24 protein-coding genes are annotated in these 26,286 nt (G+C 64.4%); 10 read left to right on the forward strand and 14 right to left on the reverse strand.

The genetic code is table 11. The annotated features are described in order from the left end of the window. Positions 1-6 precede the first annotated feature (6 nt). The 3 genes from mexE to E3U47_RS13880 form a co-directional block, all read right to left on the reverse strand. On the reverse strand, positions 7-1,248 hold the full coding sequence (gene mexE, locus E3U47_RS13870) for a multidrug efflux RND transporter periplasmic adaptor subunit MexE (protein WP_134692003.1): 1,242 nt from the start codon (positions 1,246-1,248) through the stop codon (positions 7-9). Positions 1,249-1,420: 172 nt separating this feature from the next. Continuing rightward, complete coding sequence (locus tag E3U47_RS13875; protein WP_134692004.1) at positions 1,421-2,014, reverse strand: DUF4157 domain-containing protein; 594 nt, start codon at positions 2,012-2,014, stop codon at positions 1,421-1,423. Next, entirely contained in the window at positions 2,001-2,564 is a 564-nt protein-coding gene (locus E3U47_RS13880) for a TetR/AcrR family transcriptional regulator (protein WP_134692005.1), read from the reverse strand. Before E3U47_RS13880 ends, E3U47_RS13875 begins: the two co-directional genes overlap by 14 nt. An 89-nt stretch (positions 2,565-2,653) precedes the next feature. Between E3U47_RS13880 and E3U47_RS13885 the strand changes: the two genes are divergently transcribed. Then, positions 2,654-3,385, forward strand: coding sequence for an SDR family oxidoreductase (locus E3U47_RS13885; protein WP_134692006.1), 732 nt, complete (start codon positions 2,654-2,656; stop codon positions 3,383-3,385). Positions 3,386-3,409: 24 nt separating this feature from the next. Continuing rightward, complete coding sequence (locus E3U47_RS13890; RefSeq protein WP_134692007.1) at positions 3,410-4,009, forward strand: 2-hydroxychromene-2-carboxylate isomerase; 600 nt, start codon at positions 3,410-3,412, stop codon at positions 4,007-4,009. A 34-nt stretch (positions 4,010-4,043) separates the two neighbouring features. On the opposite strand, the gene E3U47_RS13895 is transcribed toward E3U47_RS13890, so the two are convergent. The 5 genes from E3U47_RS13895 to E3U47_RS13915 form a co-directional block, all read right to left on the reverse strand. After that, complete coding sequence (locus E3U47_RS13895; protein ID WP_134692008.1) at positions 4,044-4,331, reverse strand: hypothetical protein; 288 nt, start codon at positions 4,329-4,331, stop codon at positions 4,044-4,046. Between the two features lie 7 nt (positions 4,332-4,338). Beyond that, on the reverse strand, positions 4,339-4,884 hold the full coding sequence (locus E3U47_RS13900) for a cupin domain-containing protein (RefSeq protein WP_134692009.1): 546 nt from the start codon (positions 4,882-4,884) through the stop codon (positions 4,339-4,341). A 79-nt stretch (positions 4,885-4,963) separates the two neighbouring features. After that, positions 4,964-6,169 carry an MFS transporter gene (locus E3U47_RS13905; protein WP_134692010.1) on the reverse strand — a complete coding sequence of 402 codons (1,206 nt, stop codon included), beginning with the start codon at positions 6,167-6,169 and terminating at the stop codon, positions 4,964-4,966. A 78-nt stretch (positions 6,170-6,247) separates the two neighbouring features. Further along, positions 6,248-6,781 carry a cytochrome b gene (locus tag E3U47_RS13910; RefSeq protein WP_134692011.1) on the reverse strand — a complete coding sequence of 178 codons (534 nt, stop codon included), beginning with the start codon at positions 6,779-6,781 and terminating at the stop codon, positions 6,248-6,250. After that, complete coding sequence (locus E3U47_RS13915) at positions 6,778-7,824, reverse strand: catalase family peroxidase (RefSeq protein ID WP_134692012.1); 1,047 nt, start codon at positions 7,822-7,824, stop codon at positions 6,778-6,780. Before E3U47_RS13915 ends, E3U47_RS13910 begins: the two co-directional genes overlap by 4 nt. Positions 7,825-8,064: 240 nt before the next feature. Between E3U47_RS13915 and E3U47_RS13920 the strand changes: the two genes are divergently transcribed. Then, complete coding sequence (locus E3U47_RS13920; RefSeq protein WP_134692013.1) at positions 8,065-8,583, forward strand: sigma-70 family RNA polymerase sigma factor; 519 nt, start codon at positions 8,065-8,067, stop codon at positions 8,581-8,583. Next, positions 8,580-9,332: an anti-sigma factor gene (locus E3U47_RS13925; RefSeq protein ID WP_134692014.1), complete on the forward strand. Its 753-nt coding sequence runs from the start codon at positions 8,580-8,582 to the stop codon at positions 9,330-9,332. Before E3U47_RS13920 ends, E3U47_RS13925 begins: the two co-directional genes overlap by 4 nt. 12 nt (positions 9,333-9,344) lie before the next feature. On the opposite strand, the gene E3U47_RS13930 is transcribed toward E3U47_RS13925, so the two are convergent. Then, complete coding sequence (locus E3U47_RS13930) at positions 9,345-11,807, reverse strand: hypothetical protein (RefSeq protein WP_134692015.1); 2,463 nt, start codon at positions 11,805-11,807, stop codon at positions 9,345-9,347. A 74-nt stretch (positions 11,808-11,881) separates the two neighbouring features. Beyond that, entirely contained in the window at positions 11,882-12,694 is an 813-nt protein-coding gene (gene xthA, locus E3U47_RS13935) for an exodeoxyribonuclease III (RefSeq protein ID WP_134692016.1), read from the reverse strand. Positions 12,695-12,860: 166 nt separating this feature from the next. Here xthA and E3U47_RS13940 point away from each other — a divergent pair, with 166 nt between their 5' ends. Genes E3U47_RS13940 through E3U47_RS13950 form a run of 3 tightly spaced genes read left to right on the forward strand, consistent with a single transcriptional unit; the run spans position 12,861 to position 18,978 of the window. Then, on the forward strand, positions 12,861-13,511 hold the full coding sequence (locus E3U47_RS13940) for a GNAT family N-acetyltransferase (RefSeq protein ID WP_134692017.1): 651 nt from the start codon (positions 12,861-12,863) through the stop codon (positions 13,509-13,511). Positions 13,512-13,564: 53 nt separating this feature from the next. Further along, on the forward strand, positions 13,565-15,307 hold the full coding sequence (locus E3U47_RS13945) for an autotransporter assembly complex family protein (RefSeq protein ID WP_134692018.1): 1,743 nt from the start codon (positions 13,565-13,567) through the stop codon (positions 15,305-15,307). After that, positions 15,304-18,978 carry a translocation/assembly module TamB domain-containing protein gene (locus E3U47_RS13950; protein ID WP_372239506.1) on the forward strand — a complete coding sequence of 1,225 codons (3,675 nt, stop codon included), beginning with the start codon at positions 15,304-15,306 and terminating at the stop codon, positions 18,976-18,978. Before E3U47_RS13945 ends, E3U47_RS13950 begins: the two co-directional genes overlap by 4 nt. Positions 18,979-19,100: 122 nt before the next feature. Here E3U47_RS13950 and E3U47_RS13955 read toward each other — a convergent pair whose 3' ends face one another. Then, positions 19,101-19,481 carry a Mor transcription activator family protein gene (locus E3U47_RS13955; protein ID WP_134692020.1) on the reverse strand — a complete coding sequence of 127 codons (381 nt, stop codon included), beginning with the start codon at positions 19,479-19,481 and terminating at the stop codon, positions 19,101-19,103. A gap of 396 nt (positions 19,482-19,877) precedes the next feature. On the opposite strand from E3U47_RS13955, the gene E3U47_RS13960 reads away from it, so the two are divergent. Then, positions 19,878-20,066 (forward strand): hypothetical protein, encoded by a 189-nt coding sequence (locus E3U47_RS13960; protein WP_011533313.1) that lies wholly within the window; start codon positions 19,878-19,880, stop codon positions 20,064-20,066. A gap of 35 nt (positions 20,067-20,101) precedes the next feature. Here E3U47_RS13960 and E3U47_RS13965 read toward each other — a convergent pair whose 3' ends face one another. Further along, positions 20,102-20,464 carry a fe2+ zn2+ uptake regulation protein gene (locus E3U47_RS13965; RefSeq protein ID WP_134692021.1) on the reverse strand — a complete coding sequence of 121 codons (363 nt, stop codon included), beginning with the start codon at positions 20,462-20,464 and terminating at the stop codon, positions 20,102-20,104. Positions 20,465-20,663: 199 nt separating this feature from the next. Between E3U47_RS13965 and E3U47_RS13970 the strand changes: the two genes are divergently transcribed. Beyond that, complete coding sequence (locus E3U47_RS13970; RefSeq protein ID WP_372239507.1) at positions 20,664-22,970, forward strand: acylase; 2,307 nt, start codon at positions 20,664-20,666, stop codon at positions 22,968-22,970. Positions 22,971-23,110: 140 nt separating this feature from the next. Here the strand turns inward: E3U47_RS13970 and E3U47_RS13975 are convergent, their stop codons facing one another. Together E3U47_RS13975 and E3U47_RS13980 are read right to left on the reverse strand one after the other, a co-directional pair. After that, complete coding sequence (locus E3U47_RS13975) at positions 23,111-23,833, reverse strand: UDP-2,3-diacylglucosamine diphosphatase (protein ID WP_134692023.1); 723 nt, start codon at positions 23,831-23,833, stop codon at positions 23,111-23,113. Further along, positions 23,830-24,330: a peptidylprolyl isomerase gene (locus E3U47_RS13980; protein ID WP_134692024.1), complete on the reverse strand. Its 501-nt coding sequence runs from the start codon at positions 24,328-24,330 to the stop codon at positions 23,830-23,832. The genes E3U47_RS13975 and E3U47_RS13980 overlap by 4 nt, the downstream gene beginning before the upstream one ends. A 248-nt stretch (positions 24,331-24,578) precedes the next feature. On the opposite strand from E3U47_RS13980, the gene E3U47_RS13985 reads away from it, so the two are divergent. Continuing rightward, positions 24,579-26,282, forward strand: coding sequence for a glutamine--tRNA ligase/YqeY domain fusion protein (locus tag E3U47_RS13985; protein WP_134692025.1), 1,704 nt, complete (start codon positions 24,579-24,581; stop codon positions 26,280-26,282). Positions 26,283-26,286 lie beyond the last annotated feature (4 nt).

A 26,286-nucleotide genomic window follows, 5' to 3' on the forward strand; every position in this document is an offset into this window, starting at 1 on the left:
GGTCCCTTAACCGCGCGGCGCTTGGGCGCTGGCGACTTTTACATTGGCCCCGGCCACTTTCGGCGTCGGGTTGCTGGCCTCCAGGGCCTGGCGCTGCTGGGCGAGGGCGGCGAGGGTCTGCTCGCTGGCCATTGGCGTTTCCTCCGGGGTGACCGGCGAGCCAGGGCGCACGCGTTGCAGGCCCTTGACCACGATGCGGTCGTCCTTGGCCAGGCCGCTGCGCACGATACGCAGGCCTTCGAGCTTGGGGCCCAGTTCCACGGCGCGGTAGGCGGCCTTGTTGTCCTTGTCCATGACCAGCACGAACTTCTTGCCAAGGTCGGTGCCGACCGCTTCGTCGTTGATCAGCACGGCGTCGTACTGGGCGCTGCCGACCAGCTTCAGGCGCGCATACAGGCCGGGGGTGAACTGGCCGTCGCGGTTGTCGAACACGGCGCGGCCACGGATGGTGCCGGTGCGCGGGTTGACCTGGTTGTCGACGAAGTTCATCTGGCCCAGGTGCGGGTTGCCGGTTTCGCTGGTCAGCCCCAGGTACACCGGGGTGCTCTGGCCGCGCTGGCCTTCGCGGGCCAGCTGGGTGTACTTGAGGTACACACGCTCGTCGGCGTCGAAGTAGGCGTAGACCTTGTCGGTGGAGACCACGCTGGTCAACGGGGTGACGTCGGCGGTGACGATGTTGCCGGCGGTGAACTGGGCACGGCTGACACGGCCGCTGATCGGCGCGCTGACCCGGGTGAAGCTCAGGTTCAAGCGAGCCAGGTCCAGTTGTGCCTGGATCGCATCGACCCCCGCGCGGGCTTCGGCGGCGCTGCTGCTGCGCGATTCGGCCAGTTCCGCGGAAATCGCATTGCTGTCACGCAGGCGCTCGCCACGGCGGGCCTCGTTGGCGCTGCGAATGGCGGTGGCCTTGGCTTGTTGCAGTTGGGCTTCGAGGCGGCGTACTTCGGCTTGGAACGGACGTGGGTCGATCTGGAACAGCAGGTCGCCTTTCTTTACCTGGGCACCCTCGGTGAAAGCCACCAGGTCGATCTGGCCGGACACGCGTGGGCGTATCTCTACGGTTTCCGGTGCTTCGAGGCGGCCGGTGAACTCGTCCCATTCATTGATCGGCTGTTCGATGACCTTGGCAACGCTGACTTTGGGCGCAGCGGGAGCCTGCACGGCGTCGGGGGTGCGGCCACAAGCGCTGAGCACCACCACTGCCAGGGCAGCGAGGGGAAAGCGCAAGGGTTTAAGTGAGTGGTCCATGGAGAACTCCGCCAAAGTATTAGTAGTGGGCGGAGTTTGAGTGTCTTGCGCGTGACGCACGAATCGAATGCAGCGAAGGTTATTATCACGGGCAATGATATGTCGGGTGCCATCATCGATCGTTACGCATGATTCCAGCGCGGCTCCTACAGGGGGCGGTGTGGTACGGCAGTCAGCGTGGCCCGCCGGATGCCTTTTCGCGCAACGCCTTGGCCACCTGCGCCTCGATCTCGTAGGCCGGCCCTTCCAGCGCCTGATAGTCGCGGGTGTAGCGCCTGGCGAACTCCTCCACTCCCAGCTCCTGATACTGCTGCACGTGCTTGAGCTCATGGGCCCACAATGCCACGTTGTCCTCGGCATCGCCGGGGCGGCGGAAGATGACCGTGTCGATCAGGGTCACGGCGTTGACGTCCGGGTTCTGCAGTAGAGCGTTGGCGGCGCTGATCTGCTGTTCGCTACCGACCCGGTAACGTGCCGCGTCGAGCACGGCGAAGTCGTACCAGGGTTCGAGCTGGGCGCGAATATGCAGGGGAATCGGCTGCGTGCCGTTGGCGATGGCTTCGTCGCGTGCCTGGCGCAGGGCGAACACCAGGCTGCCGCTGGCCATGCGCTCGACATCCTGCAGCACCTGGCCTCCTTGGTTGGGGTCGATGGGCGCGCAGAAGCACACCACCAGGCAGACCTGGTACTGCCCGGTCGGGCAGCTGTCTTGGGCGAAGGCGGGCAAGGCCAGCAGCAAGCCCAGCAGCGTGCTAGCGAACTTCATCGAAAACCCGCTCGACCAGCTTGCGGCTGGCGTCCAGCACCTGTGCCTGCACCGGTTCGCTGGCCAGCATGCGACCCACCACCAGCGCGCCGACACACTGGCTGAGCAAGGCCCAGGCCAGCTCCGGGTCGTCGAGCGTCTCGCTCCACGCCTGCTGTAGTGCCACCAGCCAGTGCTCGGCCTGCTCGCGCACCGGTTGCTCGGCGCGGGCGATCTCCACCCCCAGTGGCGGCAGCGGGCAGCCGCCTTCGGCGTTGTGCAGGTGGGCCAGGCTCAGGTACTGCTCGAGCAGGCGCTTGAGGCGCGCGCGGTCGACGCCATGCTCGGCCTGCCGGCCCAGGGGGCTGTTGCTCAGTTCGCGACGGACGATTTCGCTGAACAGGTCGTCCTTGGACGGGAAATGGTTGTAGAAGGCCCCGCCGGTCAGGCCGATGGCCTTCATCAGCCCGGCCACGCCGGTGGCGGAGAAACCGCCGCGCTTGGCCAGCGCGCCGCTGCTGATCAGCAGTTTTTCGCGAGTCTGTTGTTTATGGTCGGTGGCGTAGCGCATGCGCGAAACCTCGTGGCGCGGGCTTGACGATGAGGTGATCGTAGCATAGCGTTCGTTTACTAAACGATCATTTACCAATGGGGAGATCCATGGCAGAACAACAAAAGGTCGTGCTGGTGATTGGTGCGGGCGACGCTACCGGTGGCGAGATCGCCAAGCGTTTTGCCCGTGAGGGCTACATCGCGTGTGTGACCAGGCGCCAGGCCGAGAAGCTGCAACCTTTGCTCGACCAGATCCGTGCCGAAGGCGGGCAGGCCCATGGCTTTGGCTCTGATGCACGCAAGGAAGAGGAGGTGGCCGAACTGGTGGAAACCATCGAGCGCGACATCGGCCCGATCGAGGCCTTTGTCTTCAACATTGGCGCCAATGTGCCCTGCAGCATCCTTGAGGAAACCCCGCGCAAGTACTTCAAGATCTGGGAGATGGCCTGCTTCGCCGGTTTTCTCACCGCCCAGGCGGTGGCCCGGCGCATGGTCACCCGCGAGCGCGGCACCATTCTGTTCACCGGCGCCACCGCCGGCACCCGTGGCGCGTCAGGGTTCGCGGCCTTCGCCGGGGCCAAGCACGGCCTGCGCGCCCTGGCCCAGAGCATGGCGCGGGAACTGGGGCCACGTAACATCCATGTCGCCCATGTGGTGGTCGATGGCGCCATCGACACCGCGTTCATCCACGACAGCTTTCCTGAACGCTATGCGCTCAAGGACCAGGACGGCATCCTCGATCCTGCGCATATCGCCGACAGCTACTGGTTCCTGCACGCCCAGCCACGGGATGCCTGGACCTTCGAACTTGACCTGCGCCCGTGGCTGGAGCGCTGGTAAGCCCCCTCATACAAGGATCGAATCATGAGCAAGACCGTCGAGTTCTACCTGGACCTGGGCAGCCCGGCCACCTACCTGGCCTGGACCCAACTACCTGCCCTGTGCGCGCGCCACGCAGCGCAACTGGTGTACAAGCCGATTCTGCTGGGTGGTGTGTTCCAGGCTACTGGCAATGTTTCGCCGATCACGGTGCCGGCCAAGGGGCGTTACGTGTTCATCGACCTCGCGCGCTACGCCTCTCGCTACGGCGTGCCGCTGACCCTGCCACCAGGCTTTCCGGTCAACACCCTGACCCTGATGCGTGGGCTGACCGGCGTCCAGTTGTTTGCCAAAGAGCGTTTCGAGGCGCTGCTGAAAGTGCTGTTCACAGGGCTGTTCGAGCATGGACGCAATCTGGCAGATCCTGTGGTTTTGGAGCAAACCCTGGCTGACGGTGGCTTCGAGGCCGAGGAATTCCACGAGCTGGCCGCCCGGCCCGAGGTCAAGGACGCCTTGCGCAAAGCCACCGAGGAGGCGGTCGAGCGCGGCTTGTTCGGGGCGCCGACGTTCTTCGTCGACGGGCAGATGTTCTTCGGCCAGGACCGGCTGGATTTCGTCGAACAGGCGTTGGCTCGGCAGGCATGATGATCTGGGTCATGACAACCCCTGTAGGAGCGGGTCAGGCCAGCAGGCGTTCTACCTGACCTCGCTCCCAAATGCTCAGGTGATCGACCGGATTGGTGCCATAACGCTGCCAATCGTCCAGCGTGCCTTGGCGTCCATCCGGGCTCTGGCAGTGGCTGCAAAGGGCCAGGCCTTCGCTGTCACGCACCAGGGTCAGTCGCCAGCCTTCGATCAGCACGTCGATTTGCCCGCCGTTCAGGTGGGCGACGGTTACCAGTGGCCGGACGCCGAGGGCGGCGTCACGCAGGCACTGGTACGCCTCGCGGCTGGCGACGCTGGGCATGGGCAGGTTAGAAGTTCGCCGGGGTATTGGCGCTGATGATCTCGGCCTCGTCGGGGCCGATGTTCTTGAAGCTGTGAGGCAGGGTGGTGGGGATGTAGTAACCATCGCCGGCGTTGAGCACGCTGACCTGGCCGTCGACCCACAGCTCCAGGGTACCCCGGGTGACCAGGCCGCATTCCTCGCCTTCGGCATGCACTATCGGCTCGCCGGAATCGGCGCCGGGGGCATACAGTTCACGCAACATACGCATCTGCCGGCCTTCGACACTGGCGCCGACCAGCAGCATGCGCAGGCCGTTACGGCCCAGGTCCGGCTGTTCGCCGCCACGGAACACATAGCGCTCTTCGCGCACCGGCTCGTCGAAGCTGAAAAATTCCGCCAGGGACATGGGGATCCCTTCGAGCAACTTCTTCAGGGAACTGACCGAAGGGCTGACCCGGTTCTGCTCGATCTGTGAGATCGTCGAGTTGGTCAGGCCGCTGCGGCGGGCCAGTTCCCGCTGGGAGAGGTTGTTGCGTTCACGCACCAGTTTGAGTCGTGTCCCCGTGTCCATAGCCGCCTTGTTTGCAGAGGTGTCAAAAATAATGGGCGACGCATTAAAACACACTCTGCACGCTCGCGCGCTGTGTGCATCAGTGGCGTTGGTCGGCGACTGTCGGCCATAGCCCGACCACCAGCAACAGCAGGCCCACCGCCAGAAACGGCAAGCGTGGATCAAGGGCATAGACCAGGGTGCCGGCCAGTGGCCCGACCACCGCGCCCATGCCCTGCGCCGCGCCGATCGAACCTGCGGTGGCGCCTTGTTCGCTAGCCTGCATGGCATTGGCGGCCAGGGCAGAGAATGCCGGAAAGACAAAGCCCATGCCGAAGGCGGCGACGAAGAATGCGCCCCACAGCCAGGAAGCGTGGGTGGCCAGTGCCGCGGCAGCGAAACCCAGCCCGGAAACGCTGGCGCCGATGCGGATCATTTTTGCCGGTGGCCACTCCAGCTTGCGCAGGAACACCTGGGCCAGCATCAGCGCCACGCCCACGCAGGTCAGGGCGATACCGGCAGCCTGGGCGGCGGCTCCTGCCTCCAATTGCAAGCGGTCGAGGGCGAAGAAACCCACGGCGATTTGTGACACGGTGATGCTGAGCATGGCACTGAACGCCACCAGCAATGGGCGACGCAAGCGTGGATCGGACAACCGCACAGGATTAGGCGCATGGGTCTGCGCCAGTGGCTGTGGCTTGAGCTTGAACAGCAGCACCAGAAACGCCGTGGCCGGCAGCAGCGACATGGCATAGAACGGCAGGCTCAGGCTGTAGCGCGACAGCAGCGCGGCCAGCGCCGGGCCTACCACCAGGCCGACGGCGTTGGCCGCGCCCAACGATGCCATTGCCCGGGCCCGGCGTTGCGGTTCCACATGGTCGGCGATCAACGCATTGCCGCCGACCGGCAGGGCGGCATAGAAAGCGCCGATCATACCGCGGGCCAGCATCAGGCCAAGGAACGCCAGGGTCGCTCCCGGCAGCCAACGCAATGCGCCGTCGATGAACAGGCACAGCACCCAATAGGCCAGGGTGAAACCACCGCTGCCGAGCAGCAGCACGCGGCGCCGGCCATAACGGTCGGCCAGGCGGCCCCAAGGCCGCGCCAGGATCACCCAGACCACGCCGGCCACGGTCACCGCCGCGCCGGCCTGCCAGGTGGCCATGCCCAGCAGGCGGGCGATGGGGCCGATCAGGGCGACGAAGGCCATCATCGACATGGTACAGGCCATGTTGACCAGCATCAGCGGACGCAAGTCCAGGGTGCTGGCTGGGGTGAATGCGGCAGGGTCCTTTGCGACGTTCATGGGGCAGTCCGGGGCAGTTCGACAAAATGAGCGCCGATGTTAGTAATAATTATTTACGCTTGTCGACCCCGGTAGTGCTCATTCACCACCACGCAATGGGCCTGGCCACATGCTACGCAAGACGCCGTCGCGGTGCACCAGGGCGTGCAGCAATGCCGCGCCCAAATGCAGCAGCACGGTGGCGAACAGCAGGTAGCCGGCCCAACCGTGGGCCTGGCGCAGCACGGCATACAACTGTAGATCGTGTGGCGCGATGGCAGGCAATTGCAGCGGGCGTGGATAGCCGCCGGCCGAGAGCATGGCCCAGCCCAACAGCGGCATGCCCAGCATCAGGGCGTAGAGCAACAGGTGCGATGCCCCGGCGGCCAGGCGCTGCGCGGTCGGCAGTTGGCGTGGCAGCGGTGGGTGCGCCAGGGTCAGGCGCAGGGCGATGCGCAGGATCACCAGCACCAGCAGGGCCAGGCCAGTGGCCTTGTGCAGTTCGACCAGCAGCGGGTGGCGGGGCGAGAGGTCGGCAACCATGTAGACGCCGATGAACAACATGGCCAGGATCAGCAGCGCCATCAGCCAGTGCAGCAGGCGCGCCAGGGGGTGGAAGGTGGTGACGCTCATGGCTGGGCTCCTTCGCTCAGCGATTCGTGGCTGCGGCGGTTGAATGACACTGAATAGGCGGCTGAGCGGGCCGCGAGGATCGGGTCGGCAGAGGGCTCGATACCCTGGGGCAGGATCAGTGGATCGAAGTTAAGGTCGCGGCAAGCGCCTTGTTCGGGGCCATCGACCTGTTCCAGGACCAGGGTGCCGGCATCCAGGCTGCGACGTTCGGCAGGCCAGGGGCGTGCCGGGTCGTCCACCGGGTCACCGGGCTCTGCCAGGGTCAGGCGCAGGGTCCAGCGCAAGGGACCTTGGGCTAGCCGTTGCTGCAGGTCGTGCTGGAGGAATTGCTTGTCGTCGATTTGGGCGGGCAGGGCGGCGAAGGGGGCCTGAGGCTCCAGGGCCCAACGCACCGGTTGTGCCTTGCCATCGGCGGCAATCAGGCGAAAGGCGTTGATGCTGTGGTAGGCGGTGTTGGCGAAGCTGTCGCTGGGCGTGTAGCTGGCCGCCCACTGGCGAAATGCCGCGCTCTCGGGATGGCTGGCGAAGAAGGCTTGCAGTTTTGCCGGGTCGGGCTTGCCGGTGGCCGGGTCGGGGGCGCCGGCCAGAACCTGGGCGTAGAACCCTTCGGGTGTGCTGACCGCCAGTACCGGTGGGTTGTTCATACCGGTGCGCCAGATCTGGCCATCGTCGCTGGTCAGCTGCAGCGCCAGGCTGCGCACCGGTATCGCGGTATCGGGTGCGAACGGGTTGGCGCCGCCGATGGCGAAGCGGCCGATCACCGGCACCCGCTGTTGGCTGAAGACCCGCGCGCTGGAAAGCGCCGCGGCCTGGCCGCTGCTCTGGAAGTAGCCGCTGACGCACAGCCCCTTGGCGTGGTTCTTGCGAAAGCCTGGGTGATGGCCGGCCTGGGCCTCGAAGGTGTCGATGATGCGTTGCGGTGTCAGTTTGGCGCTGCCGATCCAGCCGGCGGCATAGGCGAAGCCTGCGCCCAGCGCCGCGAGGGTGGCGCCGATCGCGGCCAGGCGCAAGGCTCTGGCGGGGCCGGGCAAGGGGGTATTCATGGGGCGGTCCCTGTTGTTGGAATGAGCCAGTACGACGCGCGAGGCAATGATGTATTCCTCGGTTGTGCTGGGCGTCGGTTTGTCGACGAACAGCGGCAAGGCCGGTGTCATCCACCGCGGCGCCTGGTTCGCCAGCAAGGCTGGCTCCTACGCTTGGGATTGCTCGATGACAGGGAATAAATTTCATGCGAGTGCGTCAGCCTCTTACACTGACCGCCCACAGGGGCCCGGAACCCGACCATGCATGACCTGGATGAGCAACAATGGCGCGAACTGCTGCAACGCCTACGGCGCTTCGCTCTGTGGCTGACCCGTGAGCCCGGCAGCGCCGACGACCTGGTCCAGGCCACGGTTGAACGAGCCCTGAGCCGCCGTGGCCAGCAGCGCGAACGCGAAGGCCTGCGGCCTTGGCTGTTCACCATCCTGTACCGCTTGTTTCTGGACACCAAGCGCCGCGAGCGCCTGCATGCGCGCTGGTTGTCCTGGTTTGGCCAGGGCCTTGCCGAGGACACGGCAAACGACGAAACCGAGCGCATCGTCCTGGCCCAGGCCGACCTGCAGGCGTTCGCGCGCCTGCCCACCGAGCAGCGGGCCTTGCTGTTGCTGGTCAGCGTCGAGGGCCTGAGCTACAAGCAAACCGCCGAAACCCTTGGTATCCCCATCGGCACCGTGATGTCGCGGCTGTCGCGGGCCCGCGCCGCCCTGCGTCAACTGACCGAGGACGACCCTGCGCCCTCGGTCTTGCGGAGACTCAAATGACACGCCTGATCCCCACTGAACACGAACTGCACGCCTATATCGACGAGCGCCTGGCCCCTACGCGCCGGGCCGAGGTCGAGGCCTGGCTGGCGGCCAACCCGCAGGAGGCGGCGCGGATCGAGGCCTGGCAAGTGGATGCCAGGCGCTTGCGCGCGGCCCTGGCGGGGTTTGGCGAGCGGCCGCTCGACTCGGCTCTGGAATTGGCGCCATTGCGCAAGCGCTTGCGCCAACGCCGGCAACGGCGCCTGGCCGCGGCGGCCGTGCTGCTGCTGGCCGTGGGCCTGGGCGGGCTAGGGGGCTGGCAGGCGCGGGAGGCGACGCTGTTCGCCGGCATGTTGCCGATGGCCGATGCCGTGCAAGCCCACCGGATGTTCGCCCAGGCCAGCGCACTGGATATCCAGGCCAGTGATCCGGCGCGTTTGCAAGCGTGGCTGGGCCGCCACTTCAACCGGGTCGGCCAGTTGCCGGACCTGGCCGGCTTCGGTTTCCAGCCGGTGGGCGCGCGCTTGCTGAGCAACGAAGCGGGGCCTGCGGCCTTGCTGGTGTTCGAGGACGGCCAGGGTCAACGCATCAGCCTGTTCCTGCGCTCGCCCGGCGAGCATTTCGAACGCATGCCCACCGGCCAGCGTACCGAGGGCCAGCTGGCGGCGCGGTACTGGTCGCATGGCGACTACAACTTTGCCTTGGTCAGCGCCGCCGATGATGCGCGCGTCGAACCGCTGCGCAAGGCGTTGGGCGTCAGCCTGTAGGTCGGGCAGCGTTCATTCGGTCTTGCGCGCCAGGCCCGAAATGATCGCCGCGGCCAACAGGCCGATGCCCCAGCCGATCAAGGTCTGCAGCCAGATCACCAGACGCACGGCATGTTGCGCCGTGAGCGCCTGGAACTCCTGGCTGGGATCGGCCTTGGGCGTGGGAACCAGCGGCGCCCAGTCGGTTTCCTGCTTGAGGTCGACAAAAGGCATCAGCACATCCAGCGAATAGGCCAGGGGGCTGAACCCTGTGTACTCGGCGGGTAGCTCGGCGCACAGGTACCAGTTTTCCTTGAGCCTTGGTTTGATCGGCGGCCAGGCCTCGCTACTGTTGGGACGGCAGGCCTGATAGGCAGGGTTCTGATAGATGCGTGGGTCGGTTGGGGCGAAGATCCCCACCAGCGCGGCGGCCCAGTAGATCGCTGCACACGCCAGCCAAGTGCCCACGAAGTAGTGCAGCAGCTTGATAGGCCGGTAACCGTAGTCGGTGAATTGCCCGTACGCCCAATGCAGGCAACGGCTCACCAGGCGGCTGACCAGGCCTCGATGTTGGTGCTCGGGATCGAGCGGTTGGTCGATAAGGCCGAGTTTGCGTCTTTCCTTTTCCAACTCGATGCCAACCCGCCGTGCCTCGGCAAAATGCGCAGAGTCCTCAAGCACTTGCTTGAGTTGCCACCAGGGTTGAGGACGAAAATCCTCGGCGCGCCGCGCATTGAAGCGGCATACCCCAGGCCAGCGCTTGTTCAGCCAGCACTTGATCCGTTGGTACCTGCCTGATGGTTTTGGAGTTGGCGCAGCCAGTTGCGCGACCTGCGATTGCAGCCACTTGAGGCGCGTGGCCAGGCTCAACGGTGGATTGGCGGCCAGCGCGTCGTACTTGAAGCCATTGAGGACAATCTGTTCTCCCCAGGTGTCTTTATCGTCATCCAGGCGCCCTACCTGGGCATGCTCGAAAGAGGCCCTGCTCAATGGGCTGGCGAACTTGAGAAGCGAGAGCGTGCCCTTGATCCGGGTCTTTTTCAGGCTAAGGGTTTCGGTCGAGTCGGTGGCGAAAGTGCTGCGATCGCAGCGCAATTCACCTTCGATGCAGGCATCGTTGAAGGCAACACTGCCACTGGCCTGAACATTAAGTACGACCTTGCCCAGGACTTTCGATTGGTTGGCATTGAGCGATCGACTGGCAGCATCGCCCTCGAACCGTGCTTGGTTAAAGATCAAGTCTCCTTCGAACGTTGTGCACAGCAGTCTTACGGTGCCTTTGGCGTAGAAATCGGCAATGAAATGCGCATCTCTGCCGATGGTCGCGGCATCGGCGCTCAGGGCGTTACCGTTGTTTGCGTGTAGCTGGGTACCCTTGCAAACCAGTTGTCCGCCAATCTGGGTGGTAATCAGCCGGACTTCGCCAAAGACTTCGGCACGCGAAAGATTGAGGCGGCCGTCAATCTTAGCGCTGTCGAAGATGATTGCAACGTCAGTCCCTTCGAAGCGTCCCAGCAGCTCGGCGTTGTCATTGATTTGCGCCTTGGTGAACCTCACCGTGCCTTTGGCGCTGAACCCTTTGGGCAGGGATAGCTCTCCCTGGAGCACAGCGGCATGGGCGTTGACAGCATCAGCATCGCCACCATCGAATGCGCCATCAAGCGAAAGAGTCCCGCCCACGCGCGTGGAGGCAAGCCTGGTCTGGCCTTGAACTTGCGCGCCGCTCATGAACAGGTTGTGTCGCAGTTGCGTGCCGCTCAAGTCAAGCGCCACGCCTTCGTGTGCCAGCAGGGTCGTCGTTTGCAAGCGAAACCCGCCATTGATTGTTGCCAGCTGGCAACGCAGGCCCTGAAGCTTGGAATCGGCAAAGTAGATACCCGCCCCCAGCGTCAAATTGTTGAGAATCAATGCCGGTTCGTTTGCTGCAAGTAGTGAAGATTTAAAACAATGAAACATGCCACTGATCTGCGTGCCCGGAAGCGACAATGAGCCATCGCTCTTTACCTTGCGCAGAATCAGGTTGCCCTGGATGCTGGCGTTCCAGGCGGCGAGGCCTTGCTCCAGCCATGTATTGGTCAGGCGAAGATCGCTGTGGATGACGCAACGGTTGGCGAGTAGTTTGGGTACTCGGCATCCAGAAAGGCGGATAGCGCCGGTGATCTCGGCTTCGTTCAAGTTCAGGGGCTGCTCTAAGGTACAGAGGCGCAACTCGAAGGAGGTCGAGGCTTTCGAATTGCGCAGGTCGAGGTGGCCGCTGATATAGGCGCCCTGCACGCGAATGCCGCGCTCATGGATAGCTGTATTTCGGTCTCCGCCAAGAATCAGGAATCTCAGGAACGCGGCACGGATGACGCGTATAGGGTAGGGGACCTGCGGTCTGGTGCTGCTTATGCGGGCCAGTTGGCCGCTGCTGCAGCACGCCAGCAATTGCTGTTCTGCCGCGCTCAGGGGCACAAAGTCCTGCAGCGACCTTCCTTTGATTCCGTTGGTACTCACAGCGATCTCGATGACAGGCGCAGGCCCCGCATATTGGGGCCTGGTGATTCAGATGGGGGGGGGAATGCCAGGGTTCAGGCCAACTCAAGCCAGATCGGTGCATGATCCGAGGGTTTCTCCATGCCACGCAGATCATAGTCGACCCCGGCCGCCTTCAGCCGCGGCAGCAGCCCCTGCGATGCCATGATCAGGTCGATGCGCAGCCCGCGCTTGGGCTCGTCCTCGAACCCGCGGCTGCGGTAGTCGAACCAGCTGAAACGGTCACTCACTTCGGGGTGCAAGTGGCGGAAACTGTCGACCAGCCCCCAGCCCTTGAGCCGCTCCATCCATTCACGCTCCTCGGGCAGGAAGCTGCACTTGCCGGTCTTGAGCCAGCGCTTGGCATTGTCCGGGCCTATGCCGATGTCGCAGTCCTGGGGCGAGATGTTCACATCGCCCATCACCACCAACGGCTGATCGTTTTTGAACTGCCCTTCGAGCAGTGCCTGCAGGTCGCTGTAGAAACGCTGCTTGGCCGGGAACTTGGTGGGGTGGTCGCGGCTTTCGCCCTGGGGGAAGTAGCCGTTCATGATGGTGATCGGCGTGCCATCGGCGTCAGCGAAGGTGCCCCAGATGAAGCGCCGCTGGGCGTCTTCCTCGTCAGTGGTGAAACCCTTGGACAGCGACAACGGCGCCTGCTTCGAGAGCAAGGCCACACCGTAGTGGCCTTTCTGGCCATGGAAATGCACGTGATAGCCGAGTGCCTCGACCTCGGCCAGCGGGAACTGATCGTCGCTGACCTTGGTTTCCTGCAGGCCGATCACGTCCGGCTGGTGCTTGTCGATCAGTGCCGCCAACTGGTGGGGGCGGGCGCGCAGGCCATTGATGTTGAACGAGACGATCTTCATGGCAAGACGATCCTGGTAAAAGCCACGGATGCTAGCCGACAACGGCGCTCACGGCCAGCGTGGCGCGGTGTCGGCGGCGCTGCTAACGTGCTGGGAGAAGAGCTGAACCACACGCCGTGAAACGGCTCCAAGGCACTGTATGCCCATTCCAGGAGGACCGCCCGCAATGCCTGAGACCATCGCCACCACGGCGCGCACCTGTGTGCTCGATGAGGGCTACGCCCGCGAGGTGCGTTCGCTGCTCTACCATGCCTATCGTCACGAGCCGACCTTCGCCTGGTTGTTTGAAGCCCAGCGCCCGGGCTACGAGCGGCGCCTGCGGGTGATGGTACGTGAATGGGTGCGCCAGCATTTCTACCTGCAACTGCCTGCCATTGGCCTGTTGCACGACGATCGTCTGATCGGCGTGGCGTTGATCGTGCCACCGCAGCGGCGCCTGGGCGTGGCGGACAGTTGGGCCTGGCGCCTGCGCATGATCCTTGGCACCGGCTTGCGCTGTACCCGCCGCTATCTGGACTACCAGGCGGCGTTGGCCGGCTGCCTGCCCAGCGAGCAGGTGCATGTGCTGCCGTTGTCCGGGGTGCATCCGCAATTTCAGGGGCAGCAGCACGGCGAGCAGCTGCTGCAGGCCGTGCATGACTGGTGCGCCGAGGACCTGAGCAGCGACGGCGTGGTGCTCGATACAGGCAATGCCCACTACCTGGCGTTCTACCAGCGACAGGGCTACCAGGAAATCGGTGAAATCGCAGTAGGACCAATCCGCGAGCGCGTGTTCTTTCACCCTAATCCCGTATCATCCAAGTCTGCAAACCTGTGACAGGTATTTACCGGCGGGCCCTTTGACCGTTGCGCTCTGGTAGCATGCGCCCCATGACGTATTCAGGAAGACTTGGCTGGGGCCTGCTTTTGTTGGCCGCCAGCTCCATGGCATGGGCGCAGAGCGAATTGCTGGTGCGGGTCAAACCCGCCAACAAGATGCTCAAGTCCAATATCGAAGGTTATATCGGCAGCCTGGGTGACCGCGACGAAGAAGCGCTGCTGCGTTTCAGTCGAGGCGCCGAGGAGCAGGCGCGCAAGGCGGCCCAGGCTCTGGGCTACTACTTGGCGCACGTCGACAGCGAGGTCAAGGCGCCTGGCGACAAGGACAAACCCGCGCAATTGATTCTGCGGGTCGAGCCGGGGGAACCTGTGCACCTGCGCAACGTCACCGTGCGCATCGAGGGGCCGGCCAGCGAACTCAAGGCCTTTCGCGTCCCCGACAGCAAGGCCCTGCGACCGGGCGAGCAACTCAACCATGGCACCTACGAGGATGCCAAGCGCCTGATCCAGAACCAGGCCTCGCGCTATGGTTTCTTCAATGGCCGTTTCGAGCGCCAGCGCCTGGCGGTCGATCCCCAGGCCGGGGTGGCCGACATCGAACTCATCTACCAGAGCGGCCCGCGCTATCGCCTGGGCGCGGTGAACTTTGGCGGCGATACGCCACTGGACAACGACCTGTTGCAACGCATGGTCTCGTTCAAGCCCGGCACCCCCTACGATTCCGAGCTGATCGCCGAACTCAACAACGATCTGCAATCGAGCGGCTACTTCGAGGGCGTGCGGGTGGACGCCGCGCCCACCGCCGCGGTGGGCGAGGAGATCCCCGTGGAGGTGCGCCTCGATACCCGCAAGCCGCGGACCATGGGCCTGGGTCTGGGCTTCTCGACCGACGTTGGTCCGCGCGGCAAGGCCAACTGGACCCGGCATTGGGTCAATCCGCAAGGCCATAGTTATGGTTGGGAGACCGAGCTCTCGGCGCCGCGGCAGAACGTCGGCCTGTGGTACGACATTCCGCTGGACCCGCCACTCACCGACAAGCTGCGCTTCGCCGGTGGCTACCAGAACGAGGATATCTCCGGCACCGACACTCTCAGCAAGCTGCTGACGGTGGGGCCGGAATGGCACAGCAAGCTGCCCAGCGGCTGGCAGCGGGTGGTTTCGCTGAAGTACCAGCGTGAAGAATACCGCCTGGGCGACGACTCGGGCCTGAGCAACCTGCTCATGCCGGGTGTCAGCTTTTCCTACCTGCGCAGCGACAACCGCATCGACCCGCATAACGGTTATCGCCTGCAGTTCGACCTGCAGGCGGCCAAGGAAGGGTTGGGCTCGGACACCAACCTGGTGCATGGCAACGTGCTGCTCAAGGGGCTGACCACCCTTGGCCAGAACCACCGCTTCCTCGGCCGGGTGCAGTTCGGCGGCAGCGCGACCAATGGTTATCAGCAGAACATTCCACCCTCGCTGCGTTTCTTCGCCGGTGGCGACCAGAGCGTACGGGGCTATGACTACCAGTCGCTGTCGCCGAAGAACAACAAGGGCGACCGCATTGGTGGTCGCTACCTGGTCGCGGGCAGCGCCGAGTACCAGTATTCGATTGCGCAAAAATGGCGCCTGGCAACCTTCATCGACCAGGGCAACTCCTTCAACTCGCTGGAGCTGCCTAGCCTCAAGACCGGCGTCGGTTTCGGCGTGCGCTGGGTGTCGCCGGTTGGGCCGTTGCGCCTGGACCTGGCGCGCGCGCTGGATGACGATGGCGGTCTGCGCCTGCACTTTTCCATGGGGCCTGAGCTGTGATGCGTGTATTCAAAACCTGCCTGCTGGTGCTGCTGGGCCTGTTGCTGCTGATCGGACTTGCCCTGGGCCTGGTGCTCGGTACCGACGCCGGCAGCCGCTGGCTGCTGGGGCGAGTGCCGGGGCTCGAGGTCAGTGCTTTCAGTGGTCGCCTGGGCGGCCAATGGCAGGCCAGCCAACTGCGCTGGGTCGAGGGTGACAACCGAGTCGAGCTGCAAGCCGCGCAAATGAGCTGGTCACCGGCTTGCCTGCTGCGTGCCACCCTGTGTATCGAGCGCCTGCAAGCCGAGCGTATCGACATGGCATTTGCCCCGGGCGAGCAACAGGCCGATAGCGGCCCATTGCAGTTGCCAACCCTGCGCCTGCCGTTGGCGATCGAGTTGGGTGAGGTCAAGGTGGGCCAATTGCGTCTGGACGGCAGCGATTTGCTCGGCGACCTGCAACTGGCGGCGTACTGGACCTCCAGCGGTTTGCGGGTCGACAGCCTGCGTTTACGTCGCGACGACCTGCGCTTGGACATTGCTGGCGATGTGCAACCGCAGGGCGACTGGCCACTGCAACTGCAAGGCACGCTGCAACTGCCGGCGGTTGATGGCAAGCCCTGGCAACTAGCGTTGAACGCCAGGGGCGAGTTGCACAAGACGCTCACCTTGCAGGCCGATAGCACGGGTTACCTGGATGCACGCCTGACCGGTGAGCTACAAGCACTAGCCGAGCACCTGCCGGCGCGCTTGAGCATTCGTAGCGATGGGTTCAAGCCTGCTGGCAGCCTGCCCGACACCTTGCAACTGGAGCAATTGAAGCTCGACGCCCAGGGGAATTTGCTCAAGGGCTACCTGCTGTCCGGCAGCGCCACCTTGCCGGCGGAGCAGGGCCCCGTGGGGCTGATGCTCGCGGGCAAGGTCGATGCCAAGGGGGCTCGACTCGATGCCCTGGACCTCAAGGCCAGCGACAGCCAGCACCTGAAGTTGCAGGCCAGTGCCGACTGGCAGCAGGGCCTGAGTGCCGAGGCGAGACTGGATTGGCTGGACTTCCCATGGCTGCGTCTGTATCCGCTGGAGCCCGCGCCCCAGGTCAGCCTCAAGCGCCTTGACGCTCAGGTGCAATACCGCGACGGCAACTACCAGGGCGCCTTCAAGGGCGACCTCGATGGGCCGGCAGGTGCCTTCAGCCTGGCCAGCCCGTTCGAAGGCGACCTCGCTCAGGTGCGCTTGCCGCAACTGGCGTTGAGCGCGGGGCAGGGCAAGGCGGCAGGCAGCATTGCCCTGCGTTTTGCCGATAGCCTGGCGTGGGATGTCGATCTGCAACTGTCGGCCCTGGACCCGGCCTACTGGTTGTCCGAGCTGCCGGGCAGCCTGGCCGGCCCCTTGCGCAGTCAGGGGGAATGGAAGAACGAACAACTCAGGCTCGAGGCGCGACTCGACCTCAAGGGCCGCTTGCGCGGCCAGCCAGCCTTGCTCAAGGTCGACGCCGAGGGCGCGGGCGATCACTGGACCTTGGGCAGCCTGGCAGTACAACTGGGGGAAAACCGCATCCATGGCAGTGGCAGCCTGCAGCAGCGCCTGGCCGGGCGCGTCGACCTGGAGCTGCCGCGGCTCGGCCAGCTGTGGCCACAGTTGCAAGGGCAGGCCAAGGGCCGCCTGGATTTAGCAGGCACCTTGGCAGCCCCGCAGGGTACGTTCACTTTGCAAGGCCAGCAACTCGGGCAGGCCGACAACCGTCTGCAGAGCCTTGATCTGGATGCACGCCTGGACAGCGCCCAGCGCGCGCAGCTAGCGCTCAAGGTTGGCGGTATACGCCTGGGTGAGACTGCCTTGGGCGATCTCCAGGTGCAAGGCAAGGGCGATATCCGCGAGCAGGCCGCCACGCTCGCCCTCGTGGGGCCCCAGCTCAAGCTTGACCTGGCCCTGGATGGCGCATTGAGCAAAGGTGACTGGCGTGGCCGCCTGGCCAGTGGACGTATCCAGGCCGGGGGCCAGGAATGGCAACTGCAGGCGCCGACGAAGCTGCAGCGCCTGGCCAGCGGGCAGCTGGATTTTGCTGCCCACTGCTGGCGTTCCGGCCAGGCCAGCTTGTGTGGCGAGGACCAGCGCCTGGCCCCTGAGCCGCGCCTGCGTTATCACCTCAAGCAGTTTCCGCTGGACAGCCTGGCGCAATGGCTGCCCAAGGACTTCGCCTGGCAGGGCCTGCTCAACGCCGATATCAACCTCGATATCCCGGCCAGCGGCCCCAAGGGCACAGTGCGCATCGATGCCAGCAAGGGGACCTTGCGGGTGCGTGACAAAGGGCGTTGGGTCGATTTCCCGTATCAGATGCTGCGCCTGGACAGCAACCTGGCGCCCCGGCGGGTCGACACGCGTCTGGATTTCCAGGGCGAGCGGCTTGGTGAGCTAAGCCTGAACACACGGCTCGACCCGCTGGGTCGCAACAAGCCGCTGTCTGGCGACTTTCGCCTGGCCGGGCTCGACCTGTCGATTGCCAGGCCCTTCCTGCCGATGGTCGAGCGCCTGGCCGGTCAGCTCAATGGCAGTGGCCGTCTGTCCGGCAGCCTGCTAGCGCCGCAAGTCAATGGCAGCCTGGCCTTGAGCGGTGGAGAGGTCAGTGGCGCCGAGCTGCCGATCAGCCTCGAGGCGTTGTCGTTGCAAGCGCTCATCGCTGGCGAACAGGTGCAGCTCAAGGGCGATTGGCGTAGTGGTGAGGGTGGGCGAGGGCAGTTGGCCGGGCAGATGACCTGGGGCCAGGCATTGGCCATGGACCTGCGTCTGCAGGGCCAGCAGCTGCCCGTCAACGTGGAACCCTACGCCGCCCTGGAAGTGGCTCCCGACCTGGTGATCCGCCTGGTCGACGATCGGCTGGCGGTCACCGGTAAGGTTCACGTGCCCAAGGGCAAGATCACCGTGCGGGAGCTGCCACCTTCAACTGTGAAGGTTTCCGACGACACGGTGATCGTCGGCCACCAGAATGAAGCCGGTAAGCCGCCAATGGCCGTGGCCATGGATATCGACGTCGATGTCGGCAGTGAAAAATTGTCGTTCAGTGGCTTTGGCCTGAGCGCCAACTTGCTCGGCCACGTGCACATCGGCGACAACCTCGACACCCGTGGCGAGCTCAGCCTGGCCGACGGTCGTTACCGCGCCTACGGGCAGCGCCTGACCATTCGCCGTGCACGCCTGTTGTTCGCCGGGCCCATCGACCAGCCATACCTGGATATCGAGGCCATTCGCCAAGTCGATGATGTGATTGCAGGTATCCGCCTCAGCGGCAGCGCCGAGCAGCCCACTACCAAGGTGTTCTCGGAGCCGGCGATGAGCCAGGAGCAAGCCTTGTCCTACCTGGTTCTGGGCAGGCCATTGGGCAGCTCTGGCGAGGACAGTAACATGCTTGCCGAGGCCGCCCTGGGCCTGGGCTTGATGGGCAGTGCTGGCCTGACCGGCGGCCTGGCGTCGAACCTGGGTATCGAGGACTTTCAGCTCGATACCCAAGGCTCGGGTAACAGTACCAGCGTGGTGGCCAGCGGTAACCTGACCGAGCGCCTGAGCCTGCGCTATGGGGTTGGCGTGTTCGAGCCGGCCAATACCATCGCGCTGCGCTACAAACTGAGTAAAAAGGTCTATCTCGAGGCCGCCAGCGGCTTGGCCAGTTCGCTGGATATCTTCTACAAGCGCGATTTCTAAGCGCTGTCCCTGACCCGCGCCGGCCATCCCTGGTCGGCTGCGGCTGCTGTTGACCCCATTAAACACTGACGGTTCTGACCTGGCGTGGTGTCGGACGCCGGGTACGTGGTGTGCGGGAATGTTCAACGGGTGTGACAGTCCTGGCGACGGATGTTGCCGATCTGACGCAGACTCAGCCCGTATTTGTCGGCCAGCAGGCTGCGGGACAGGCCATCGGCGCTTTCTTTCTGGATCTGCTGGTTGCGCAATTGCCGCTGGAAGTGGTCGGCCTTGGGAATTTCCAGGGCCAGGCCGGCAAAGCGCTCGATCAGCGCGTCGAGCGCCTGGGGTGGCAGGACGTCCGCCAGCTTGGTGCGATCGCGATGCTTGGGGATGTACTTAGGGCGCCCGCCGAAGGCGCTGGTCAGACGATAGGCGTTTTGCAAACCGATGCATTCGATCAGTGCTTGCAACGATTGTGGGAGTTGGTTGGTTTCTATGTTGTTCAGATCTGGCATTTCCACGTGAAGCTTCCTTTTGCTGTATGGATTTTTCAGGGCACTTGCCGCTCGAGGCATGCGCCGTGAATGGATTCTTGATCAGCTCAGGAAAGTGTCGCTAGGCGCGAAGCGGACCAGGACCTGTAGCCTTTACGGCTCATCAATTGAAGGCAGCAATACAGCTTTGCGTAGGAAATGCCTTCACCCATACGCTGTACGCCCCAAACCTCGGGGAGAATGGCTTCCATGATGGCATTTTGGGTGCATTACCCGGCGCGGTTGCAGGGGAAAGCCTCCCAAGGCTGCTGGGTGTGAGATCTCGAGGGAAAGGTAGGAAACTCAACATAGGAAAAAGCAGCGAGGTATCATGGCGTCGGCTCCCCGGGAGCCCCATGTCCCTGATGTCGCAAGGAACCTCCGATGACACACGTGCAGCGCCTGAAATATTCGATCCTGATCATCCTGGTGGTGCTGGGCATCATGCTCGGCCTAAGTTATCTGCAAAAGCAGGGCACCATCAGCGAGCAGACCTTCCAGTACATCGCCATCGCCATCGCGGTGGTCGTGGTGGTGATCAACGGGATCCTGCGGCGCAAGGTAAAACCTTGACGGGGCGGGCCGGCTTTTGTCTGCCGGCCATGCGCTCAGCGTGCGCTGTGCTGTTCGAGCACGGCGCGGGCCTGCGGGTTGAGGCTGTAGCATTTGTCGTGGCCAATGCTGATCACGCCTTCGCTGCATAAGCGCTTGAGCACTTCGCGCACGCTCAGGAACGACAGCGGAATGTCCAGTTGCTCGAGTTGCGCGTGGACCCCACGCACACCAATGCTGCGGCCATTGCGGTCGGCGGCGTGCAAGGCGTCGATGACCTTGAGGCGAATCAGGCTGGTGCGTAGGCCATAGCTGCGCAGCAGTTCGCGAATCTGCTCGTTGCCCAGGCGCTCTTCCGGTGCGGCCGGTGGCTGGCCCGGGCTGGGGGCGACCGGCAGCGCGCGTTGTGGGTTGTACATGTGAATGCTCCTTTTCGTGAACTGTCCCGAAATCATGGGTGCCTCACTTATAAAGACGAACGAGATCGACAAAACTGCAACTCCTCGGTAAAAAAATCCGACAACCTCTGTAGAAAACGTTACGGCACGCCGTTAACCGTAAAATTTTCATGTGGCTGCTCGTCTGTTCGGGATAACCCGAGTTGCATGAGGAATGCCCGTGACTGCCCGTCCCCTGTTCCACCTTGGCCTTGCCGTCGCGCTGACGGGGGCCTGCCTGGTCGCCCAAGCCCGCGAAGCGGTGGGTGATGCCTCCGCGCAAATTCGCCGGACCAGCTTCGGCGTGCCGCACATCCTGGCCAAGGATGAACGCGGCCTGGGCTATGGCATCGGTTATGCCTATGCCCAGGACAACCTGTGCCTGCTGGCGGGCGAGGTGCTGACGGTCAATGGCGAGCGCTCGCGCTACTTCGGTGGCGAAGGCAAGACCGTCGAGCAGCGCGAAAACCTGGCCAGCGATGTGTTCTTCACCTGGCTCAACGCCCCCGCGGCCGTTGATGGTTTTCTAAAGGCGCAACCGGTGGCGGTGCGTGAGCTGCTGGAGGGTTACGCCAGCGGCTACAACCGTGCCCTGGCCGAGCGTCGCAGCCAGGGGCTGCCGGCTGAATGCGGGGCGGGGGACTGGCTGCGTCCGATCACCAGTCGCGACCTGGTCAAGTTGACCCGGCGGCTGTTGGCCGAGGGCGGGGTAGGGCAGTTCGCTGAAGCTCTGGTGGCCGCGACCCCGCCGAAGCTGGCCGCGCAGCGGCCGCCGGTCGACTACAGCGTGGCTCTGGCCCGCCAGGCAAGCTTTGCCGCGGAACGCGGCAGCAATGCGGTTGCCGTGGGCGCGGAACGTTCGGCCAATGGCCGCGGCCTGCTGCTGGCCAATCCACATTTCCCCTGGGTCGGCGGCCTGCGTTTCTACCAGATGCAACTGACCATCCCCGGCCAGCTGGACGTGATGGGCGCGGCCCTACCGGGCCTGCCGGTGGTGAATATCGGCTTCAACCGTCACCTGGCCTGGACTCACACCGTCGACACCTCGAAGCACTTCACCCTGTATCGCCTGCAACTGGACCCGAAGGACGCCACCCGCTACCTGCTGGACGGCCAGTCGTTGCCGCTGGAGCGCCAGATGCTGAGTGTCACGGTCAAGGCCAAGGACGGCAGCCTGAGCCAGGTGGAGCGTCCGGTCTATGTGTCGAAGTTCGGCCCCGTGGTGCAGTGGCCGGGCCGTCTGGACTGGGACACCCACGCGGCCTACAGCCTGCGCGATGCCAACCTGGACAACACCCGGGTATTGCAGCAGTGGTACCGGATCAACCGTGCCGACAGCCTGGCGGCATTGAAGGACTCGGTGGCACGACTGCAAGGCATCCCGTGGGTCAACACCCTCGCGGTGGACGAGGCTGGCCAGGCGCTGTACCTGAACCAGTCGGTGGTGCCCTATGTCGACCAGGCGCTGTTCGAGCAATGCGGCAATCCCAAGGCTGCGAGCCCGCTGGTGGTGCTCGACGGCTCTCGCAGCGCCTGCCAGTGGAAGGTCGATGCGCAGGCGGCCCAGCCGGGGATATTCCCCGCGCACCTGCAGCCGAGCCTGGCGCGTCGCGACTTCGTGCAGCATGCCAACGACTCGGCGTGGATGGCCAACCCGGCGCAGCCGCTCACCGGTTTCTCGCCGCTTGTCAGTCGCGCCGACCAGCCCCTGGGCATGCGCAGCCGTTTCGCCCTGCAGCGTCTGCAAGGCAAGGGCAAGCTGGGTGTCGAAGAGTTGCGGCGCATGGTGTTTGATGACGAGGTCTACCAGGCCAGCCTGCTGAAACCTGACCTGCTGCAGTGGTGCCAGGGTGTCGAGGCCGACCTCAAGGCGGTGTGCGACAGCCTGCAGGCCTGGGATGGCAAGGCCGATCTGGACAGCGGCGTTGGCCTGCTCCACTTCATGAACATCCTCACTGCGTTGTCGGAGCATCCCGACACCTGGCGGGTGCCGTTCGATCCGGCCGATCCGCTGCATACCCCGCGTGGCCTGGCGGTAGAACAGGCGGCGGTCGGCAAGCTGCTGCGCGAGGCCGCCCTGGCTTCCCAGGCGCAGCTCGCCAAGGCCGGTATCGCCGCCGACCAGCGCTGGGGGCAGATCCAGCAGGCCGCCGATGGTACGCCGGTGCCGGGTGGTCCGCAGGCGCTGGGCGTGTACAACGCGATGGTCAGCGTGCCGGTGGGGCCGGGCAAGCGCCTGGTGGTCAGTGGTTCGAGCTATCTGCAGGTGGTCAGCTTCACCGAGCATGGGCCGCAGGCCCAGGGTTTGCTGGCGTTCTCGCTGTCGAGCGAGCAGGCTTCGGCGCATGCCGCCGACCAGACGCGGGCCTTCTCGGCCAAGCAACTGGCGCCGATTCCATTCACCGAGGCGCAGATCAAGGCCGACCCGCAGTATCGCCAGTATGTGATCAGCGAGCGGGACAAGGGGCAGGTGGTCACCACCCAGTAAGGGGCGGCTTTTTGTAGGTGCGGCCTGGTGTCGCGAAAGGGGCGCGCAGCGGCCCCGGGCTTCAGCGTTTATGCAGTAATCGCCGGGGCCGCTTTGCGGCCCATTCGCGACACAAGGCCGCTCCTACAAGGGCCTGGTGCTCAGGCGAATTCGAACGGGGCCAGCTGGAAGCCCTGTTCGTCCACCTGCAACGCCCAGCCGCGGCGATCCCAGTCACCCAGCACGATACGCCGCGCCGGCTGGCCATCGACCACCAGCTTGTGCAGCGCCGGGCGGTGGGTATGGCCGTGCACCAGGGTGCGCACACCGTGCGCCGCCATCACCTTCGGCACTTCCTCCGGGGTGACATCGACGATTTCGGTGTTCTTCATCCGCGTCTGAGATTGGCTCTCGCTGCGCAGCTTGCGCGCCAGCTTGTGCCGCGTGGACAGCGGCAGGTGCCGCAAGATCCAAAGGCTAAGCGGGTTGCGCAGGTAGCGACGCAGCTTCATGTAGCCGACATCGCGGGTGCACAGGGTGTCGCCATGCATCAGCAGCACCGGCTCGCCGCCCAGCTCGACCACGCAAGGGTCGTCCAGCAGGGTGCAGCCGGCCGCTTCGCAGAACGCCTGGCCGATGAGAAAGTCGCGGTTGCCATGCATCAGGTAGATCGCCGTCCCGCTGTCGGCCAGCCGGCGCAGGGCGTGGCAGATCGACTGCTGGAACGGGGTCATGGCATCGTCGCCGATCCAGGCCTCGAAGAAGTCGCCGAGGATGTACAACGCCTTGGCATGCCGCGCGCGGCCTTCGAGCAGATCAACAAACGCCCGGGTAATATCCGGGCGTTCTTCTTGCAGGTGCAGATCGGAGATCAGCAGGATCACTCAATGATCTCGGCTTTCTCGATGACCACGTCGTCTTTCGGTACGTCCTGGTGACCGGCCTTGGAACCGGTGGCGACTTTCTCGATGGCGTCGACCACTTCCTTGCCTTCGATCACTTCACCGAACACCGCGTAGCCCCAACCCTGCACGTTCTTGCCGCTGTGGTTGAGGAAGTCGTTGTCGGAGGCGTTGATGAAGAACTGCGCCGAGGCCGAGTGCGGCTCCATGGTACGGGCCATGGCGATGCTGTACTTGGTGTTCTTCAGGCCGTTGTCGGCTTCGTTCTGGATGCTGGCGCGGGTCTTCTTCTGGCTCATGCCAGCCTCGAAACCGCCGCCCTGGATCATGAAGCCCTTGATCACGCGATGGAACACGGTGCCGTCGTAGTGGCCTTCCTTGACGTACTGCACGAAGTTCTCGGTGGTCAGCGGGGCTTTTTCGGCATCCAGTTGCAGGACGATATCGCCGTGGTTGGTGCTCAGTTTGACTTTGGACATGCTGAAATTCGCTCTTTCAAGGCATACGGGAAATTAGGGTGCGCGCTGCGCTCGGTTAACCTGACGCAGCATCAGGCGACCGCGACACACGCCACTGGGTGGTGATTCTGCCGGATTGTAGACCGTTGCGGCGACAAAACGCGCCACTTTGTCAGTGCTCCGGCTGTCAGCAGCTTGACTGCTTCGGCTATGATAGGCGCTTTGATTCAATCGGCCTACCCGGCCGGCTACCTGCATTCAAGGACACTATGAGCAAGCCCACTGCCGACAACGCGCCAACCGCCGCTGCCAAAGGCGCCCCCGCCGTCCCTGTGAACTTCCTGCGGCCGATCGTCCAGGCCGACCTGGACGCGGGTAAGCACCAGAGCATCGTCACCCGTTTCCCGCCGGAGCCCAACGGTTACCTGCACATTGGTCACGCCAAGTCGATCTGCGTCAACTTCGGCCTGGCCAAGGAATTCGGCGGTGCCTGCCACCTGCGTTTCGACGACACCAACCCGGCCAAGGAAGACCAGGAGTACATCGACTCCATCCAGCGTGACGTCAAGTGGCTGGGCTTCGAGTGGGCAGGCCCGGTGCGCTACGCCTCGGACTACTTCGAGCAGTTGCACGACTGGGCGGTGGACCTGATCAAGTCGGGCAATGCCTATGTCTGTGACCTGACCCCCGAGCAAGCCAAGGAATACCGCGGCAGCCTGACCGAGCCGGGCAAGAACAGCCCGTTCCGCGAGCGCGGCGTCGAGGAAAACCTCGATCTGTTCGCGCGCATGAAGGCCGGTGAGTTCAAGGATGGCGAGCGGGTGTTGCGGGCCAAGATCGACATGGCCTCGCCGAACATGAACCTGCGTGACCCGATCCTGTACCGCATCCGCCATGCCCACCACCACCAGACCGGTGACAAGTGGTGCATCTACCCCAACTATGACTTCACCCACGGTCAGTCGGACGCCATCGAGGGCATCACCCACTCGATCTGCACGCTCGAGTTCGAAAGCCACCGTCCGCTGTACGAGTGGTTCCTCGACAAACTGCCGGTGCCGGCGCATCCGCGCCAGTACGAGTTCAGCCGCCTGAACCTGAACTACACCATCACCTCCAAGCGCAAGCTCAAGCAACTGGTGGACGAAGGCCACGTCGAGGCCTGGGACGACCCGCGCATGTCGACCCTGTCGGGCTACCGTCGCCGTGGCTACACCCCGGCCTCGATCCGCAACTTCTGCGAGATGATCGGCACCAACCGTTCCGACGGCGTGGTCGACATGTCGATGCTCGAGTTCAGCATTCGCGACGACCTCGACCGTACCGCGCCGCGCGCCATGTGTGTGCTGCGTCCGCTGAAGGTGGTCATCACCAACTACCCTGAGGGCCAGGTCGAGCAGCTCGAACTGCCGCGCCACCCGAAAGAGGACATGGGTGTGCGCGTGCTGCCATTCGCCCGTGAGCTGTACATCGACCGCGACGACTTCATGGAAGAGCCGCCAAAAGGCTATAAACGCCTGGAGCCGGCCGGTGAAGTGCGCCTGCGCGGCAGCTACGTGATCCGCGCCGATGAGGCGATCAAGGATGCCGATGGCAACATCGTCGAGCTGCGCTGCTCGTACGACCCGGACACCCTGGGCAAGAACCCCGAGGGCCGCAAGGTCAAGGGCGTGATCCACTGGGTGCCGGCCGCTGGTAGCGTCGAGTGCGAAGTGCGCCTGTACGACCGCCTGTTCCGCTCTGCCAACCCGGAGAAGACCGAGGATGGCGGCAGCTTCCTCGACAACATCAACCCGGACTCGCTGCAGGTGCTCAGCGGCTGCCGCGCCGAGCCTTCGCTGGGCCAGGCCCAGGCCGAGGACCGTTTCCAGTTCGAGCGCGAGGGCTACTTCTGCGCCGACCTGAAAGACAGCCAGCCGGGTCGCCCGGTGTTCAACCGCACCGTCACCCTGCGTGACTCCTGGGGCAGCTGAGGAA

The sequence above is a fragment of the Pseudomonas sp. RIT623 genome, assembly GCF_004519305.1.
Classification (GTDB): Bacteria; Pseudomonadota; Gammaproteobacteria; order Pseudomonadales; family Pseudomonadaceae; genus Aquipseudomonas.